Below are 17,156 nucleotides of genomic sequence, written 5' to 3'. Positions count from 1 at the left end.
GGGGGCTACGCCGGACCGGCGGCCGGGCGTGGCCAAAGCGATTGCGGCAGAACGACACCCGACGGTGGTTTCAGGCGGTCGAGCACTGCCCGCAACGGTGACCAGGTCGAGCGGCCGATCCGCGTCACCGCGTACGCGGTGAGGACGACGGCAGGGGCGCGCATGGTCACCACCTTGACCCCGGCCCCGGTTGCCCTGTCCAGGGGAAGCAGGCCAACGCCGTATTCGGCGGCGATCAGGTCCTCCACGAGTTCCAGGCTGTCGATCTGGTGGGCGATGCGCGGCGTGAAACCGTTCAAGGCCCCGAGAGTGCGGACGGCGTCTTCGTCAGCAGTGTTGCGCGAGTTGACGATCCAGGTGCGTCCTGCGTAGTCGGCCACGTCGGCGGGGCCGTCGGGTTCGGCGGTGCGCACGCCGAGGCCCCACGGGGTCGACCACAGTGCCGCGGCCTCGAGCGTCGGGCCGGGGCTCGCCGGTGCGAGGTTGTAGTCATAGGTCAGCGCGAGGTCGAGGTCGTCGGCCATCAGCAGGGCGAACGCTTCGATCGGCTCGTACTCGCTGATCGCGACGTCGATCCCGGGATGTCGTTCGGCGAGGTCGGCCAGGATGGGGAGCAGGGACACCCGGATGCCAGTCGCGAAACCGCCGACCCTCAACGTGCCGACGGGTTCGGCGTCGGGGTCGAGATCCAGCCGTGCCGTGTCGACGGCGGCAAGGATCGTCACGGCGTGATCCGCCAGCCGGCGGCCGGCTGGGGTCAGGCGCACGCGACGCCCCTCCGGCTCGATCAGCGCGACGCCGGCCTCCTTCGCCAACGCGGCGATCTGCTGCGACACCGTCGACGTCGTGAGGTGGTGCGCATCGGCGACGGCCCGCATCGAGCCGAGTCGAGACAGCGCCAGCAGCAACTGGAGTCGTCGCGTGTCCACGGTGGCATTGTTCACGTTGATCGAACGATGTGCCCTGTTTTGACGTGATCTGCCTGATGGTGGGATCGGACGCCGCCGCCGGACAAGGGCGGTCGAGCCGTCGGAGATCGAAAGAATCCGGCCGATTCAATGGCTCCCCAGAACGGCGGGTGCGAGGCGATGCTGTGCCAGGGGAATCGTGCTGAGACAGTACGGATCCGGAACCTTGGAGACGACAATGGGCGCCACCCGGCGTGAGCTTCATCTCAACGCCTTCCTGATGGAGGCCGGGCATCACGAGGCAGCGTGGCGCCTTCCACAGAGCAACCCCAGGGCCGACTTCGACCTGGCGCACTGGATCCGGCTCGCGCAGGTGGCCGAGGCCGCCAAGTTCGACTCGCTGTTCCTAGCCGACCTTCCCGCCCTCACCGGTACCGGAGAGTTTCGGCCACCGGGTCAACTGGAACCGTTCACGTTGTTGACCGCCCTTTCGCAGCACACCAACCGCATCGGCCTGATCGCCACCGTCTCGTCGACCTACAACGAGCCGTACAACCTGGCCCGGCGGCTTGCCTCGGTCGACCACGTCAGCGGCGGTCGCGCCGGGTGGAACGTCGTCACCTCTGCAGGGCCCGAGCAAGCAGCGAACTTCGGTCTCGACCAGCGCCCCGACCATGCGTCGCGTTACGCGCGTGCCGACGAGTTCCTCGCCATCGCAAAGGCGTTGTGGGACAGCTGGGAACGCGAAGCCATCGTCGCGGACAAGGCATCCGGCCGGTACGCCGACCCGACCCGCCTACATGCCATCGACCACATCGGCAGCCACTTCAAGGTGGCGGGCCCCCTCAACGTGGAGCGGCCGCCTCAGGGATACCCGCTGCTGGTGCAGGCCGGTTCGTCGGAGGACGGCAAGGACTTCGCCGCCCGGCACGCGGAGGCCATCTTCACCGCCCATCAGACCTACGCCCGTGCCGCCGACTTCTATCGCGACATCAAGGAGAGGACGAAGGCAGCGGGCCGCGATCCCGACGCGGTGCTGGTACTGCCCGGCATCGTGCCCTTCATCGGGTCGACGGAGAAGGAGGCCACCGCGCTCGCGCGGCAGTACGACGAGCTCCGTGTGCCCGAATTTGGCCTGCGACAACTGGCTTGGAACTTCGAGGTCGACCCGTCGGTGTTCGAGCTCGACGCGGCACTTCCCGACTTCATCCTCGCGCGCCCCAAGCTCGAAGGTTCCCAGAGCAGGTCGGACCTCATCATCGAGCTGGCCGTGCGCGAAAACCTGACCGTGCGAGAGATTCTCTCCAGGCTTGGCGGGGGCCGTGGCCACTACACCTTCGTCGGAACCCCAGAGCAGGCAGCCGAGGAGATCATCTCCTGGTTCGAGGGCGGTGCCGCCGACGGCTTCAACGTGATGGCGCCCGGGTTGCCCTCGGAGCTGGAGAAGTTCGCCGACCACGTGCTGCCGATCCTGCGGAGCAAGGGTCTCTTCCGCGAGGAGTACGCGGGCAGCACCCTGCGCGAGCACTACGGCCTCGCGGTGCCGCCCAATCAGTTCGCGCCCACCCGACCAGTTCCTGCCACCTCGACCCAGTTGCGTTCTGGTCAAGTTTAATTGGCGGAATCGGGTGCGTCGCGGAGTAGTTTCGGCGGACGTGCCCAGAGAACTGCATCTCCTGATCTTCGGAAACACCCGCTCGGCGGGCCCTTGGCGTCACCCAGGGCTGGACAACAGCCCATCTGGAGTCCGGCGGCGGCTTTTCGAGCGGGCCAGGGTGGCCGAGGCCGGCGGTTTCGATGCGCTGTTCTTCGCCGACGGGCTCAACTACGGCCCACCCGCGACGTGGGCGTACAAGACCACCGAGGACTTCGAGCCGCTGACGACCACCGCGGCGCTGTCGTCGGTCACGGAGCGGATCGGCCTCGTCGTCACCGGTTCGGCTACGCTCGCGCATCCGTACCACCTGGCCCGACAGCTGCTGTCGCTGGATCACCTCAGTGCAGGCCGGGCCGGCTGGAATCTGGTGACCAGCTTCGCCGCGGCTGCCGCCGACAACTTCAGCGCCAGGGGAGTGGTCGACCACGACGAGCGTTATGCCATCGCCGAGGAAGCGCTCGAGGTGGTCCGATCGCTATGGGACGGATGGGGCGACGACACCGTCGTCGAGGACCGTGTCTCGGGAATCTTCAACGACGTCGCGAAGATTCACGTCGCCGACCATCATGGCCAGAACTTCGACGTGCGTGGCCCACTCGGAGCCGCGCGTTCCCTGCAGGGCCGCCCGGTGTTGTTTCAGGCAGGCTCGTCGTCGACCGGCAGCGATTTCGCCGCGCGGCACGCCGAGGTGATCTTCACCGGACAGGGCACTCGTGACCGGGCGCAGGAGTTCTACCGTCAGATCGGCGACCGGGCTCGGGCGCACGGACGCGCTACCGCACCACTGATCACGCCATCGCTGCGTTTCATCGTCGGCTCGACGGAGGACGAGGTCAAGCGAATCGAGCGCAGCGCCTACGAATACTTCAGCCCGGAGTACCAGGCGGGTTGGCTCCTGGAGGTCGACGTCGACGTCACTGGTGCCGATCTGGACGGACCCGTTCCCGCGTCGGCCTTTCCCTCCAGCACGCAGACGCATCAGACCGCGTTGGCGGGCTACCGCGCGTTGGCGACCGACGGCACGCCCACGGTGCGGGAGTTCCTCTACCGCACGGTCAACGGTTGGGGTGCCAGTGTCGTCGGTACCCCGGAACAGCTCGCGGACCAGCTCGAGGACTGGTTCCAGACCCGAGCCTGTGACGGCTTCGTGCTGCAGGACGCCGGATTGCCTGGCCAGCTCGAGGACTTCGTCGAGCAGGTCGTGCCGCTGCTTCGCAAGCGGGGTCTGTTCCGTCACGAATACGCCGGCTCAACGTTGCGTGACCACCTGGGGCTGACGGTCCCGCAACGGTTCGGACGCTCGGCATGACGCTCTCGCCGTTGGTGCTGTCGGCGTTCACCATGTCGACGGTGTCGCACGGCAACTCCGGCCTGTGGCGTCACCCCGACGACCGCACGTCTGAATACACCAGCGTCGCCTACTGGGTCGAGTTGGCCAAGACGTTGGAGGCCGGTGGCTTCGACATGCTGTTCGTCGCCGACGCGGTCGGACAACTCGACGTGCACGGCGGCGACGCCACCGCCGCGCTGTCCCGCGCGGTTCAGACACCGGTCACCGATCCTCTGCTTGCCGTGTCGGCGATGGCCGCCGCCACGACGCGACTCGGGTTCGGCGTGACCGTGTCGACCACCTATGAGGCGCCGTATCTGTTGGCGCGCAAGTTCAGCACGCTCGATCATCTGACCGGCGGCCGGATCGGCTGGAACGTCGTCACGTCGTTGTTGGACAGTGCAGCCCGCAACATTCTCGGTCGGGACAGGCAGATCGCGCACGACGAACGCTACGCGATCGCTCAAGAGTTCCTCGAGGTCACCTACAAACTCTGGGAGGGGTCCTGGGAGGCGGGCGCGGTGGTGCGCGACCGAACCAGCGGCGTCTACACCGACGCCACCAAGGTGCACGGCATCGCGCACGACGGCAAGTACTTCAGCGTGCCCGGTGCACATCTGGTGGAGCCGTCGCCACAGCGCACGCCCGTTCTGCTGCAGGCGGGGACGTCGCCGGCGGGTCGTGAGTTCGCTTCGCGGAACGCCGAGGTGGTGTTCGCGAGCGACCCGCGGCCTGACGTGTTGCGGGCCAACGTCGACGACATCCGTCGGCGCGCCGCGACGCTCGGCCGGGATCCGGGCTCCATCAAGTTCATTACGTCGGTCGAGATCGTCACCGATGCCACGGATTCCGCCGCGCGGGCGAAGGCCGATGACCTCGCAGCGCATCACGACCTCGACGGCGGCCTGGTGCTGTTGTCGGCGTTGAGCGGGGTGGACTGGTCGGGGTACGACGTGGACGAGCCGATCGGAGAGTTCGACACCGACGCCAGTCGGTCGATCCTCGCCGCCGTGACGGATCCGCGAGATCGTCGGCGCATCACGCTGCGTGACTACGTGGGCGGGCTCGGCGGCTTCGGCGGTCGGCTGTTCGTGGGCTCCGGTCACACCGTGGCAGACGAACTGGAGTCCTACGCCGAGCTCACGGGCGTGGACGGATTCAACGTGGCCTATCACGTCACACCAGGGAGTTTCGTCGACGTGGCGGAGCACCTGGTCCCGGAATTGAGACGTCGAGGTCGTCTCCGCGAAGTCGACGAGCCGACAACGCTGCGGCAGAGGCTGTTTCCCGGCGGGTCGGCGACGCTGCCGCCCGATCATCCGGGGGCTGCATTCCGCTCGGTCGACGTCCGAGAAAGAATCTCGCCGATTCGATGACTGCCGTCGGCGGCATCGTCAAGGCATCGTAACCACTAGATCAAATTCAAGTTAACTACCTGTGCGCCAATGACTTAGAGGCTCACGGGACGGTTCGGCACGTCTTCGAGCCGGTCGGAAAGGCAGGCATGGTGTCAACTACATCGATACCCAGTGACGGTGAGGCCGTAGAGGTGGACGGCCGGACGCTGACGGACGCCGAATCCACTGGCCTGGAACGTGACACGCTGGGCCCGTGGGGCGTATTCGCCCAGGGACTGGCCGCCGCTGCGCCGAGCGTGGCCGTCGCAGTCGTGCCCTTCTCGTTGTTCGTGGCGGCAGGCAGCGGAGCGGCGTGGGCGGCAGTGGTCGGTCTGGTGATCGTGGTGCTGATCGCCACGACCATCAGCTTTCAGGCCAAGCGCACCGTGTCGTCGGGCTCGTTGGGCACCTACACCGGCAATGGGCTCGGCCCCGGGTTCGCCTTCGCCGCAGGCTTCAGCTTGCTCTTCGGATACATCGGATTCGCGGTCACGGGAACGCTAGGCGGCGTGCTCTACCTGGACTCCTTCCTCGAATCTCTCGGCCTCGGATCCGAATCGGCCTGGTTCCGGCTTCTGTTGGTGATCGTCGTCGTGGCGGCGGCCGTGTACCTCCCGTATCGCGGAGTGTCGGTGACGGCCAAGTACGAGCTTGCGTTCGAGCTGATCGCGATCGCCTCGATCCTGGTCATCATCGTGGCGTCCTACGTCGCCTACGGGTTCCGCATCGACTGGCAGCAGTGGGATCTCGGGCATCTGGGCAACAGCGCGACGTTCATCGCCGCCGTGACGGCGGTGGGTTCGTACGCGGGCTTCGAGTCCGTGGCCTCGCTGGGCGCGGAGGCCAAGGACGCCCACCGCAACATCGCCCGCTCGCTTCTGCGAGTCGTGCTGCTGATCGGGGTGCTGTACATCTTCGCGACCTACCCGCAGATCCTCCACTTCGGTGCGATCGACGGCGACAAGGCGGTGCTGCCGCAGCTGGCCGACACCGTCGGGGTGTCCTGGGTCAACTACGTCGTGAGCGCGGCCGTCGGGGTGGCGTTCATCGTGTTCGTCACCGCGGTGACCACCGCCGCTGCCCGTTCGTTGTTCACGTTCGGCCACGAAGGAGCGTTGCCGCGGGTGTTCAGCAGGGTGCATCCGACCCACAAGACGCCGTGGGTTGGCGTCGTGTTCGTCGGCGCGCTGGCGCTGGTCTTCGCCATCGTCGCGACGTTCAGTTCCGCTGGGCGACTGGTCTTCGACGTCTACGGCGGCTACGTCGCCAACTGGGGCTTTCTGATCAGTTACCTGTTGGTCGTGATCGCGACGCCGATCTGGCTGCATCGGATCGGGGCGCTGACGCCCGTCCGGCTGGCGGTGTCCGCCGCGGCGACACTCGGTTTGGCATACGTGATCTTCAGCAACTTCTACCCGGTGCCGGAGTATCCGTTCAACATCCTGCCCCTGGTGTTCGGCGGGTTCCTCCTCCTCGCGGTGGGGTGGTACGGATATCTGAGGCGCACCAGGCCCGAGGTCGCCAAGCGGGTGGGCACCATCCAGACGCTGTCCGACGACGAGCAGCAGCGCCTGGCCGACGACGGGATCCGCGCCACGTTGGCACGAAAGTCGGGCAAGGGCCCGGTCGCGCCATGACGGTCGTCGACGGGCGCAGCGTGCAAAGGTGGTCCGCCGTCACCGTCACATCGGTGGATCACCCCCGGATCGCCGACTTCCTGGCCACCACCGCGGGTTTGCGTGGACGGAAGTTCGCCGCCGACTCCCGCGACGTCGCAGAGCAGCTGGCGTCCGGCTACCAGGACGCAACGCTGACAGTGGTGGACGGATCGGGATTCGTCCGCGGCTACGCGGCGTTGCACCGACCTCACGGGACCGAGCCCGAGATTCTCGCCGACTTCGTCTTCGACCCCGCGACACCGAATTGGGTGATCGACGACGTCGTGGACGTGACGGTCGACCGGTTCCATCGCGAGAGTGCGCACCTCGCAGGCGCGTATCTCAGGGTGTTCATCGGTTCCGACGAGCACCGGGTGATCGAGGCGCTCACGCGTCGCGGCGCCCGACGCGAAGGTCAGTTCATCCGTACCCGGAAACCCTTGAGCGGTGAGGATCTCGCCTCGCTCGAGGCTGCCGCGATCAGCGGGCTGCGGGTGCTCAGCTGGCCCGAGGTACTCGGTCGTGGACTATCCGAGCAGGTCCGCAGACTGCAGTACGAAACCTTCGAAGAGCACTTCGGCAACATGTCCAAGTCGCCGGAGGACTGGGAGCATCACCTGCACAGCCGCGCCTTCACGCCCGACTTCAGTCTGGCCGTCATCGACGACGGCGATCGGGTGGTCGGCTACGTGCTGGGTTCGACGTACACCGCGGGCCCAGTGGATTCGCAGGAAATCAGTGCGCACACCGACTACATCGGCGTGCGCAGCGACCACCGACGGCGCGGCATCGCCGAACTGATGCTGACCAAGATCTGGCTCGCAGCTCGGCGGCGAGGGCTGACGGTGGCCTCGCTCGGCACCGACGTCGACAACCGCAGCAAGGCCCATCTGCTGTACCGCCGACTCGGATACGTCGCCGTCGAGCACGAAGCCGCTTACCGCATCGACACCAGTGAAGTGACGGAATGAGCAATCAGACAACGTATTTGGCCACTCCCACCGCCAACGTCGATGATCTCCGGGCCCGGTTTCGCCCGGTGTTCGCCTCGATCGCGGAGGGGAACGTGCAGCGCGAGCGCGAGCGCATCCTGCCCCACGAGCAAGTCCGCTGGCTCAACGACGCCGGGTTCGGGACTCTGCGCATCCCCGAGGCGCACGGCGGCCTCGGTGCCTCGCTCGAACAGACCTTCGCGCTGCTTGCGGAACTCGGCGAGGCCGACGCCAACGTCAGCCACATCTGGCGCAACCACCTGGCCTTCGTCGAGGACCGGCTCAACGCGCCGGTGTCGGACGCAGGGGACACGTGGATCAAGCGCTTTCTGGCCGGGGCATTCGTCGGCGGCGGCTGGACCGAGGCCAACAATCTCACACTGGCCAACCTCGCCTCGACGGTCACCGCCGAGGACGACCACTGGGTGGTGACCGGTGCCAAATACTATGCGACCGGAAGTCTTTACGCCGATTGGCTCGACGTCCTCGGTCGCGGTGACGACGGTGCGCTGTGGACTGCGTTGGTGCGCGCCGACGACCCCGGTGTGACGTTGGTCGACGATTGGAAGGGGTTCGGTCAGCGGGCCACCGCCAGCGGCTCGGCGCACTACGATCGGGTGCGAGCCGAGGCTGGGGACGTCTTCCCCGCGACCGACCGTTTCGGTTATCAGGCGCACTTCTACCAGACCGCCATGCTGTCGGTGTTGACCGGAATCACCGGTGCGGCACTGCGCGACGGTAGCGCGGCATTGAAGGCCCGCGGCCGCAACTATCCGCAGGGTCTTGCCGAGATCCCTGGCGATGACGCCCAGCTCCTACAGGTGATCGGTTCGGTGTCGGCCGACGCGTTCGCCGCATCGGCCGCGCTGAACCAGGCCACCAGGACACTGGACGCCATCGTGGCGGGTCGCATCGCGGGGGACGACGAACACGCCCGTCGTCGGCTGATCGACGCCGAGGTCGCGGTGACTCAGGCGCAGCTGGTGATCATCGCGGCGGCCCTGCAGGCCACCACCACCGTCTTCGATGCCCTTGGCGCGTCAGGGGTCTCCGAAGCGCTTGGCCTGGACCGGCATTGGCGCAACGCTCGCACCCTCGCGTCGCACAATCCGCGCGTGTACAAGGCTCGCATCCTCGGCGACTGGTTGATCAACGGAAAGGATCCCGTCCCGGATCTGGCGGCCCGCGGCCGCGGCGGACAGGGCAACTGAGCCCACCGTGTCGACTACCGCACCCATCATCCTCAACGGGTTCTCGATGAACTCGGTGTCCCACGTCAACTACGGACTGTGGCGCCACCCGCTGGACCAGACGCACCGCTACACCACCATCGAGTACTGGGTGGAGCTCGCCACCATCCTGGACCACGGCCGTTTCGACACGTTCTTCCTCGCCGATGCGCTGGGGCTCCTCGACACCTACGACGGGAGCGCGGCCGCGTCGCTGAGGACGGGCACGCAGTCACCCGTCGACGATCCGCTGCTGTTGGTGTCGGCGATGGCGGCGGCGACGACGGACGTGGGATTCGGCGTGACCGTGTCGACCACCTACGAGCATCCCTATCTGCTCGCGAGGAAGTTCAGCACCCTGGATCACCTGACCGGGGGCCGGGTGGCGTGGAACGTGGTCACCTCCCAGCTCGAGAGTGCCGCGCGGAACCTGGGGCTGGACAAGCAGATTCCGCATGACGAGCGCTACGAGCGGGCCGATGAGTTCCTCGACGTGGTCTTCAAGCTGTGGGAGGCCTCCTGGGAGGACGACGCCGTCGTTCGCGACGTGGCCTCGGGCGTCTACACCGACCCGGACAGGGTGCACGCGATCGGGCACCGCGGCCGGTACTTCACCGTGCCCGACGCGCACCTCTCCGAGCCGGGACCGCAACGAACGCCGCTGCTGCTGCAGGCGGGTGGCTCGCCTCGCGGCCAGCGGTTCGCCGCTCGACACGCCGAGGTGGTCTTCGTCGCAGGCGCCGACGCCGACGGGATCCGTCGGAACGTCGCGGCGATCCGTGCGTCGGCCGCCGATCAGGGGCGTGATCCGGAATCCCTCGACTTCGTCAGTGCGGTGGCCGTCGTCACCGACGACACCGAGCGCGGAGCTGCCGCGAAGCTTGCGGACTACCAGTCCTACTTCGACGTCGAGGGAGCGCTCGCGCACTACTCGGCGAGCACCGGGGTCGACTTCTCGCAACACGACCTCGACGGCGTCATCGCGCACCACGACACCGACTCGAACCGTTCCCTGCTGTCGATGTTCGCGGCGGCCGACAGGGACTGGACGCTGCGCGACGCACTCGCGCCGGCAACGGGATTCGGCCGCTCCCACACGATCGTCGGGACTCCGGGCGCGGTGGCCGACGAGCTCGAAGCCTGGCTGGCCGCCACGGATACCCAAGGCATCAACCTGATCGGTGTGGTGAACCCAGACAGCTACCGGGACTTCGCCGATCTCGTCGTGCCAGAACTCGATCGACGGGGCCGGATCAGACCGAGGCCCACTGCGGCGGCCACGCTGCGGCAGCGGTTGAAGGGTCGCGATCACGTCGCCGACGATCATCCCGCCGCTCGCTACCGTCGGGCCAGGTACACCGCTTCCGACCGGGCGCCCGTCCGGTGACCGCCGACATCCGGGTCCTTCGCGAGGACTCCGATCTCGTCGCGGCTGTCAACGTGTTTCGCGCCGCGATGGTCGGGTTCGCGCCCCTGGCAGGCCTTGAATCCGGTCGGGTGGGCAAGCTCGTCGAGCCGGGCCGCACGCTGGGTGCCTTCGTGGACGGCGAACTGGTGGCGACCGCCGATTCGGCGGCGAGCACACTGAGCGTGCCCGGCGGCGGGAGTGTGCCCCACGCGGCAGTCACCCACGTCGGAGTCCTGCCCTCCCATACCCGCCGTGGGATCGCCTCCCAGTTGATGGTCCATCAGCTCCGGGATCTGCACCGCCGCGGGGAGGTCGTCGCCAGCCTGCGGGCGTCCGAGGCGACGATCTACGAGCGATTCGGCTACGCCGTGGCCAGCACGTCGCAGACCGTCGAGGTCCAGACGTCACGGGCTGCGTTGCGGTCGGGCGTGTCAGCAGGTGGGTCGGTGCGGCTCGTCGACCCCGCCGAGGCGTGGGATGCGTTGCCGCGCATCTACGATCGGACGCGATCGCGCCGGCCGGGCGCGATCGACCGGCCCGCCGTGTGGTGGGAGAACCAACGGCTGCGTGCCGAGGGCGACCACGGCGCCCGCTACGTCGCCCTGCATGGCGACTCCCGATCCGAGACCGGATTCGTGCGCTACCACCCGGTGGGAACCGACGGCTGGTTCACCAGCGCCGAACGCACGGTCGTGGTCGACGACCTTCACGCCCCGACCGTGGAGGCCTATGTGGGCCTGCTTCGGTTCCTTCTCGACCTCGACCTCGTCGACAGACTCGTCTTCACGTCGCTGCCGCTCGACGACCCGTTGCCCTGGCTGCTGGCCGATCGGCGGGCGGCGCGGGTCACGGGTACCCGGGACGAGACCTGGCTGCGGGTCATCGACGCGGCCGCCGCGCTGGACGCACGACGTTTCGTCGGGGACGGGTCAGTCGTGGTGTCGGTCGAAGACGCCATCCTGCAGCACAACTCGGCCATCTTCGAGATATCCACCGATGGTGTCCGGCGCACCGAGGGCACCGCGGACCTGACGATCGGCGTGGCAGCACTGGGCGCCGTGCTCCTCGGCGGTGTCACGTGGCACGCCCTCGCGCTGGCGGGCCTCGTCGACGTCCACGACGGCGCCGCGCTCAGCGTCGCCGATGCGATCTTTGGTTCGTGGCCTGCGCCGCACGCCGGAATGTACTTCTAGCGATGGCGCTGTTCGAGGTCACCGATCTCGCGGTCACCCTCCACACCGGGAGCCGCGCCCGCGGGCGGCATACCGTTCCCGCCGTGCGCTCGTTCGACTTCGCGGTCGACCGAGGGCAGACCCTCGCGATCGTGGGCGAGTCGGGGTCGGGCAAGAGTGCCTCGCTGCTGGCGGCCACCCGGCTGCTGGGTGTCGACGCCGAGGTCAGCGGCAGTGTGCGGTTCGCCGATCAGGATCTGCTCTCGCTGTCCCCGAAGGCCTTGCGGCACATCCTCGGCAAGGACATCGGGTTCGTCTTCCAGGACCCGCAGAGCAATCTGCACCCGTTCAAGACCGTCGGCAAGCAGATCGAGGAGGTGTTCCGTGTCCACCGTGCCGCGACGAGGCGGGACCTGCGCAGGCGGGTGGAAGGCCTGCTCGACGAGGTCGGCATCGCCGACCCGACGCACGCCTACCGCAGCCACCCCGCCGAGTTCTCCGGCGGCATGCGGCAACGGGTGATGATCGCCATCGCCATCGCACTGAACCCCGCGCTGATCATCGCCGACGAACCCACCACGGCGCTCGACGTCAGCGTTCAGGCGGGCATCATCTCGCTGCTGCGTCGACTTCAGCACGACCACGGAACCGCGATCGTCTTCGTCAGTCACGATCTCGGCGTCGTCGCCGAGATCGCCGACGACGTCGTCGTGGTGAAGGACGGCCGAGTCGTCGAATCGGGTTCGCGCCAGGCCATTTACGCGACACCACGCGAGGAGTACACCCGCGAACTGCTCACCGCGTCGCGGCTGCACAGCGTCGACCGGATCGCGCCGGCGATCCCCGTCGGGGTTCCCGGTCCTCCGCTGCTGCGGGTCAGCGGGCTGGTGAAGTCCTACCGCACCCGAAACCGAGGTCCAAGACGCACCGTGATCGACGGGTTGGACTTCACCATCGAGGCTGGCGAAGTGGTCGGGTTGGTCGGTGAGTCGGGATCCGGCAAGTCGACGGTGGGCCGCATCGTCGCCGGATTGCAGTACGCCGATGCCGGCGAGGTCACCCTGGGTGGCATCACCTACCCGACGGCGCTCAGCGACGGGATACCCGCACTACCCGCTGAGGCGCGGCGCTCGGTGCAGATGATCTTTCAGGATCCGTACTCCAGCCTGCATCCCCGCCGAACCGTGCGGGCCTCGCTCGCCGCGCCTCTCGTCGCCCAACGGGTTGCCCGCACCGAGATCCCGGCGCGTATCGATCGGGCGGCCGCCGACGCCCGCGTCGGCAAGGAACTGCTCGGGCGCTATCCCGCGGAACTGTCCGGCGGGCAGCGGCAGCGCGTCGCGATCGCCAGGGCCCTCGTCCTCGAACCTGCGCTGATCGTCGCCGACGAGCCGCTGTCGTCCCTCGACGTCACCACCCAGGCCGAGATCCTCTCCCTGGTAGCGGATTTGATCCGTGACAAGCACACCGCGTTCCTCTTCATCACCCACGACCTCGGGGTGGTGTCGTCGATCGCCCAGCGTGTGATCGTGCTCGGACCCGACGGGGTCGAGGAGACCGGGACGACGGCCGACGTCTTCGGCAACCCGAAGTCCGCCTACACGCGGCGGCTGTTGGACGCCGTCCCGCGCCTCGACGGAGCGCGGGCATCATGAGCCAGCTACTCCTGCAGACGGCGGTGCCCACGCCATCGCAGCCGGTGCCCGCCAGGCGTCGGTGGCGCGCCGCCGTGGCCGATCCGGGTCTGCTGGCCGGTGCGGTGATCATTGGCGTCGTCGTCGCGGCCGCGCTGTTGGCTCCAGCCGTCGCGGCACTCCTCGGTCATGGACCCAACGAGCAGTTCGCCGACGAAACCCTCGATGCCGCAGGCCTTCCCATCACCGGTGGGAACGGCTTCCTCCTCGGCGCCGACGGCAGCGGCAGGGACGTCCTGGTCCGAACGCTCTACGGCGCCAGGATCTCCCTGGCCATCGGCATCCCGGCGACGACCATCGCGATGATCGTCGGCGTCGTGGTGGGGTTGAGCGGCGGCTACTTCGGTGGCCGAATCGACGCGGTGCTGTCGGAGGTGACCAACGTGGCGCTGGCGTTCCCGTTCCTGGTGACCGCTCTCAGCGTCGTCACGTTGAACCGCGGGACCGCGGGCACCACCCTGGTCGATCCGGCGGTCGTGGTGATCGGCGTGGTGGCCCTGTTCTCGTGGACCTACTTCGCCCGATTGGTGCGCAATCTGGTCATCGAGGTCAAGGCACGGCCGTATGTGTTGGCGGCGGTGGGATCGGGCGCGTCACATGCTCGGGTCCTGCTCCGCGAGATCTTGCCGACCATCCTGCCGACGATCGTCATCTACTGGGCAGTGCAGTTGCCCACCAACATCATCGCCGAGGCGTCGCTGTCCTATCTGGGGGTGGGCATTCGGCCGCCGACTCCGAGCTGGGGCACCATGATCGCCATCGCCCAGGACACGGCGCTCTACCAGACCCAGCCATGGATGCTGATCGCGCCTGCCTTCGCCCTCTTCGTGACCGTCGTAGGCTTCAACCTCCTTGCCACCCGGTTGCGCAGCCGTTTCGATCCGACGGCGTCGTGAGGTGACGACGTGACCCGCTTCGTGGTCCTGCGTACGCTGCGGATGGTTCTCACCGTGGGCGTCGTCGTGTTGATCACCTTCGGACTGACGCGCATCGCCTATCAGAACCCCGCCCGCATGCTCGCCCCCGAGAATGCCTCGGAGGAAACGGTTTCGGCGATCGCCGCCAGCCTGCATCTGAACGATCCGTGGTACGTGCAGTTGTGGCACTTCGCCGTTCGTGGCCCCGAGATCAAGGGAACGCCGACGGGCCTGCTGCACTGGCCGCCGAGCCTCGGCTATTCCTACCGGTCGCAGCGGCCGGTGACGGACCTCATCGTCGAGAAGATCCCGGTGACCGTCAGCCTCGCCGTCGGGGCATTGATCCTGTGGGCCGCGTTGTCGATCGTGTTGGGCGTGTATGCCGCCCGCAAGCCGGGGGGTGTCTTCGACACCGTCACCAGCGTGTTCTCCTACGGAGCCCTCGCGGTGCCCACCTTCGTCACCGGCGTGATCCTGCTCTACGTCTTCTACTTTCAGCTGTCCCTAGCTGGGCTCAAGGTGTTTCCCGGCGGCGGGTACGTGGCGCTCACCGAGTCGCCCGTGCTGTGGGCGCAGCACCTCCTGTTGCCATGGCTGACCCTGGTGCTCGCGGAGGTGGGCGTCTTCCAGCGGGTCGTTCGCGCCTCGGTGCTGGAGGTGTCGGGTCGTGACTACGTCCGTACCGCGCGGGCGAAGGGCGTCGCACCGGGACGCGTGTACTTCGACCATGCCCTGTCCGCCGCGCTGAATCCGATCCTGACCCTTGGCGGCATCGAGTTCGCCACCATCCTCGGCGGCGCCATCATCACCGAGCAGATCTTCGGTCTCGACGGGGTGGGCAGGCTCGCGGTCACGGCCGCGAAGTCCGGTGACGCGCCGGTCGTCATCGGCTGCACCCTTCTCGGCGCGGTGATCTTCGTCGTCACCACCTTCGCCGTCGACCTCGTCACGCATGCCCGTAGCGCCAAGTGAACCCCCGCAACGAAGGAGAACGATGAAGTACAGGACTGGCCGGCGAGTCGCCGCTCTGGTGAGCACGTTTGCGGTGTCGCTGACACTGGCCGCGTGCAGCGGAAGCGGAAGTGCGCCGACCTCGAGCGATCCCGCCGCGCTGCACGGCGGCACGTTGCGGATCGCCTCGGTGGGCGACGTCGACGCGCTCGACCCGCTGATCGCCTACTCGGCCGAGTCGTGGCAGGTCATCCGGGCCACCACCCGGCAGCTCGTCACCTACGCGGGCAGCAAGGACGGCATCGGCGACGACACCAAGGTGGTGCCCGATTTGGCCGCGAGCTGGGACATTAGCCCCGATCGGAAGACCTACACGTTCCACCTGCGCGACGGCATCGCGTTTTCCGGAGCCAGTACCAGGCCGATCACCGCGCAGGACTTCGTCTACGCGATCAAGCGGTTTCCCGATCCCAACGCGCAGGTCAGCGCGATCACCTATTACAACGCGCTCTTCGCGGGGTTCAAGGAGTACGCGGACCAATTCGCGAAGGTGCCCACCGGAGACCTGAACGCGGCGAAGAACTTCATCGACACCCACGACATCAGCGGCGTGAAGGCGTTGGACGACAAGACGTTCCAACTGACGCTCACCCAGCCGGCCAGCGACATCCTCGACATCCTCACGTTGAACTTCGTCAGCCCGCTGCCCGAGGAGGTGGTGTCGAAGTACTTCGCCGACAGTCTGGAGTTCCGCAAGAACTACGTCTCGAGCGGCCCGTACCAAATCTCGTCCTACGACCAGGGCAAGCAGCTGACGTTGTCGAAGGTCAAGGGCTACAACGCCGATGGTGATCCACGCAATGCCTACGCCGACGAGATCGTCTTCGACACCACCGTGGCGTCGGCTGACGCCGCATCGCAGCAACTCCAAACGGGCAGCGCCGACATCGGTCTTTACATCCGGGCCTACCCGGCGAACGTCATCGCCCAATACAAGCAGGCCGACCCGGACCACCTGCACAAGTCGGCGAGCGGGTCGGCGGTGTTCATCAGCTGGAACAACTCGGACGCGCCGAAGACCCCTGCGCAGCAGGCGTTCAAGGACCTGCGGGTCCGGCAGGCGTTCAATTACTCCCTGAACCGCAGCGACGTCGTCCGGGGACTCGGCGGCCCGGACTCGGCGATCCCGAGCAACGAGATCCTCACCTCGACGATCGCCGGTTATGCGGACGAGAACCCATATCCGACCACGGATGACAAGGGTGACCCGGACAAGGCCAAGGCGTTGCTCGCCGAAGCCGGTCAGCCCAACCTCACGGTGAACGTGGCCTTCCGCAGCTCGCCCGAGTTCGAGAAGATCGCCACCTCGGTGCAGAGCGCGGCCGCCCGGGCGGGCATCACCGTCAAGCTGACACCGATCCCCGCCGACGGCTTCGGCGCGTTCAACGCCTTCCTCAGCGACAAGTCCAAGTTCGATCAATGGGATCTCGCGATCACCAACTGGACCCCGGACTGGCAGGGCAACAGCGCTCGGATGACGCTGGGAGGGTGGCTGGACTCCGATTTCGCACCCGGCGGGACGTGGAATGGCGTCACGTATGACAATCCAGCGCTCAACGCCGCTGTCAATCAGGCATTCTCGGCCGAAGATTCCACCCCGCACTGGAAGGACGCCAATCTCATCGCGACCAAGGACCTGGCCTGGTTCCCGCTCATCGAGCGGGTGAAGTCCGTCCCGACGTCGGATCGCGTGACGAATTGGACATGGCAGTCACTGGGCAATGGCGCCGACATCACCAACATCGCGGTGAACGGCGGGTAGTGCCAGAGCGGGCAGCGGCCG

13 protein-coding genes are annotated in these 17,156 nt (G+C 67.4%); 12 read left to right on the top strand and 1 reads right to left on the bottom strand.

The features are described from left to right. Nucleotides 1–5: 5 nt before the first annotated feature. Entirely contained in the window at nucleotides 6–929 is a 924-nt protein-coding gene (locus ABW137_RS11415) for a LysR family transcriptional regulator (RefSeq protein ID WP_526399909.1), read from the bottom strand. Between the two features lie 217 nt (nucleotides 930–1,146). Here ABW137_RS11415 and ABW137_RS11410 point away from each other — a divergent pair, with 217 nt between their 5' ends. From ABW137_RS11410 to ABW137_RS11355, 12 genes are all read left to right on the top strand, one after another. Continuing rightward, nucleotides 1,147–2,523 (top strand): LLM class flavin-dependent oxidoreductase, encoded by a 1,377-nt coding sequence (locus tag ABW137_RS11410; RefSeq protein ID WP_526399907.1) that lies wholly within the window; start codon nucleotides 1,147–1,149, stop codon nucleotides 2,521–2,523. A gap of 40 nt (nucleotides 2,524–2,563) precedes the next feature. Then, on the top strand, nucleotides 2,564–3,874 hold the full coding sequence (locus ABW137_RS11405) for an NtaA/DmoA family FMN-dependent monooxygenase (protein WP_526399905.1): 1,311 nt from the start codon (nucleotides 2,564–2,566) through the stop codon (nucleotides 3,872–3,874). After that, a complete protein-coding gene (locus ABW137_RS11400; RefSeq protein WP_526399903.1) occupies nucleotides 3,871–5,271 on the top strand; it encodes an LLM class flavin-dependent oxidoreductase in 1,401 nt (466 codons plus the stop codon). The genes ABW137_RS11405 and ABW137_RS11400 overlap by 4 nt, the downstream gene beginning before the upstream one ends. A gap of 146 nt (nucleotides 5,272–5,417) precedes the next feature. After that, nucleotides 5,418–6,929, top strand: a complete 1,512-nt coding sequence (locus ABW137_RS11395; RefSeq protein WP_526399952.1) for an amino acid permease — start codon at nucleotides 5,418–5,420, stop codon at nucleotides 6,927–6,929. Beyond that, nucleotides 6,926–7,921: a GNAT family N-acetyltransferase gene (locus tag ABW137_RS11390; RefSeq protein ID WP_526399901.1), complete on the top strand. Its 996-nt coding sequence runs from the start codon at nucleotides 6,926–6,928 to the stop codon at nucleotides 7,919–7,921. The genes ABW137_RS11395 and ABW137_RS11390 overlap by 4 nt, the downstream gene beginning before the upstream one ends. Further along, on the top strand, nucleotides 7,918–9,153 hold the full coding sequence (locus ABW137_RS11385; RefSeq protein ID WP_526399899.1) for an acyl-CoA dehydrogenase family protein: 1,236 nt from the start codon (nucleotides 7,918–7,920) through the stop codon (nucleotides 9,151–9,153). The genes ABW137_RS11390 and ABW137_RS11385 overlap by 4 nt, the downstream gene beginning before the upstream one ends. Before the next feature lie 7 nt (nucleotides 9,154–9,160). Beyond that, nucleotides 9,161–10,558 carry an LLM class flavin-dependent oxidoreductase gene (locus tag ABW137_RS11380; RefSeq protein ID WP_526399897.1) on the top strand — a complete coding sequence of 466 codons (1,398 nt, stop codon included), beginning with the start codon at nucleotides 9,161–9,163 and terminating at the stop codon, nucleotides 10,556–10,558. After that, complete coding sequence (locus ABW137_RS11375) at nucleotides 10,555–11,772, top strand: GNAT family N-acetyltransferase (protein ID WP_526399895.1); 1,218 nt, start codon at nucleotides 10,555–10,557, stop codon at nucleotides 11,770–11,772. Before ABW137_RS11380 ends, ABW137_RS11375 begins: the two co-directional genes overlap by 4 nt. Before the next feature lie 2 nt (nucleotides 11,773–11,774). Continuing rightward, nucleotides 11,775–13,406: a dipeptide ABC transporter ATP-binding protein gene (locus tag ABW137_RS11370; RefSeq protein WP_526399893.1), complete on the top strand. Its 1,632-nt coding sequence runs from the start codon at nucleotides 11,775–11,777 to the stop codon at nucleotides 13,404–13,406. After that, nucleotides 13,403–14,341 carry an ABC transporter permease gene (locus ABW137_RS11365; protein ID WP_526399891.1) on the top strand — a complete coding sequence of 313 codons (939 nt, stop codon included), beginning with the start codon at nucleotides 13,403–13,405 and terminating at the stop codon, nucleotides 14,339–14,341. The genes ABW137_RS11370 and ABW137_RS11365 overlap by 4 nt, the downstream gene beginning before the upstream one ends. Nucleotides 14,342–14,350: 9 nt before the next feature. Further along, nucleotides 14,351–15,334, top strand: coding sequence for an ABC transporter permease (locus ABW137_RS11360; RefSeq protein WP_526399889.1), 984 nt, complete (start codon nucleotides 14,351–14,353; stop codon nucleotides 15,332–15,334). Between the two features lie 22 nt (nucleotides 15,335–15,356). Beyond that, the gene (locus tag ABW137_RS11355; protein ID WP_526399888.1) at nucleotides 15,357–17,135 is read left to right on the top strand and encodes an ABC transporter substrate-binding protein; all 1,779 of its coding nucleotides are present in this window, start codon (nucleotides 15,357–15,359) and stop codon (nucleotides 17,133–17,135) included. The last annotated feature ends 21 nt before the right edge of the window (nucleotides 17,136–17,156 follow it).

This window comes from Mycobacterium sp., assembly GCF_040509115.1.
GTDB lineage: Bacteria > Actinomycetota > Actinomycetes > Mycobacteriales > Mycobacteriaceae > Mycobacterium.
Note: the sequence above shows the minus strand (reverse complement) of the source record. Positions and strands in the feature narration are given on the sequence as shown.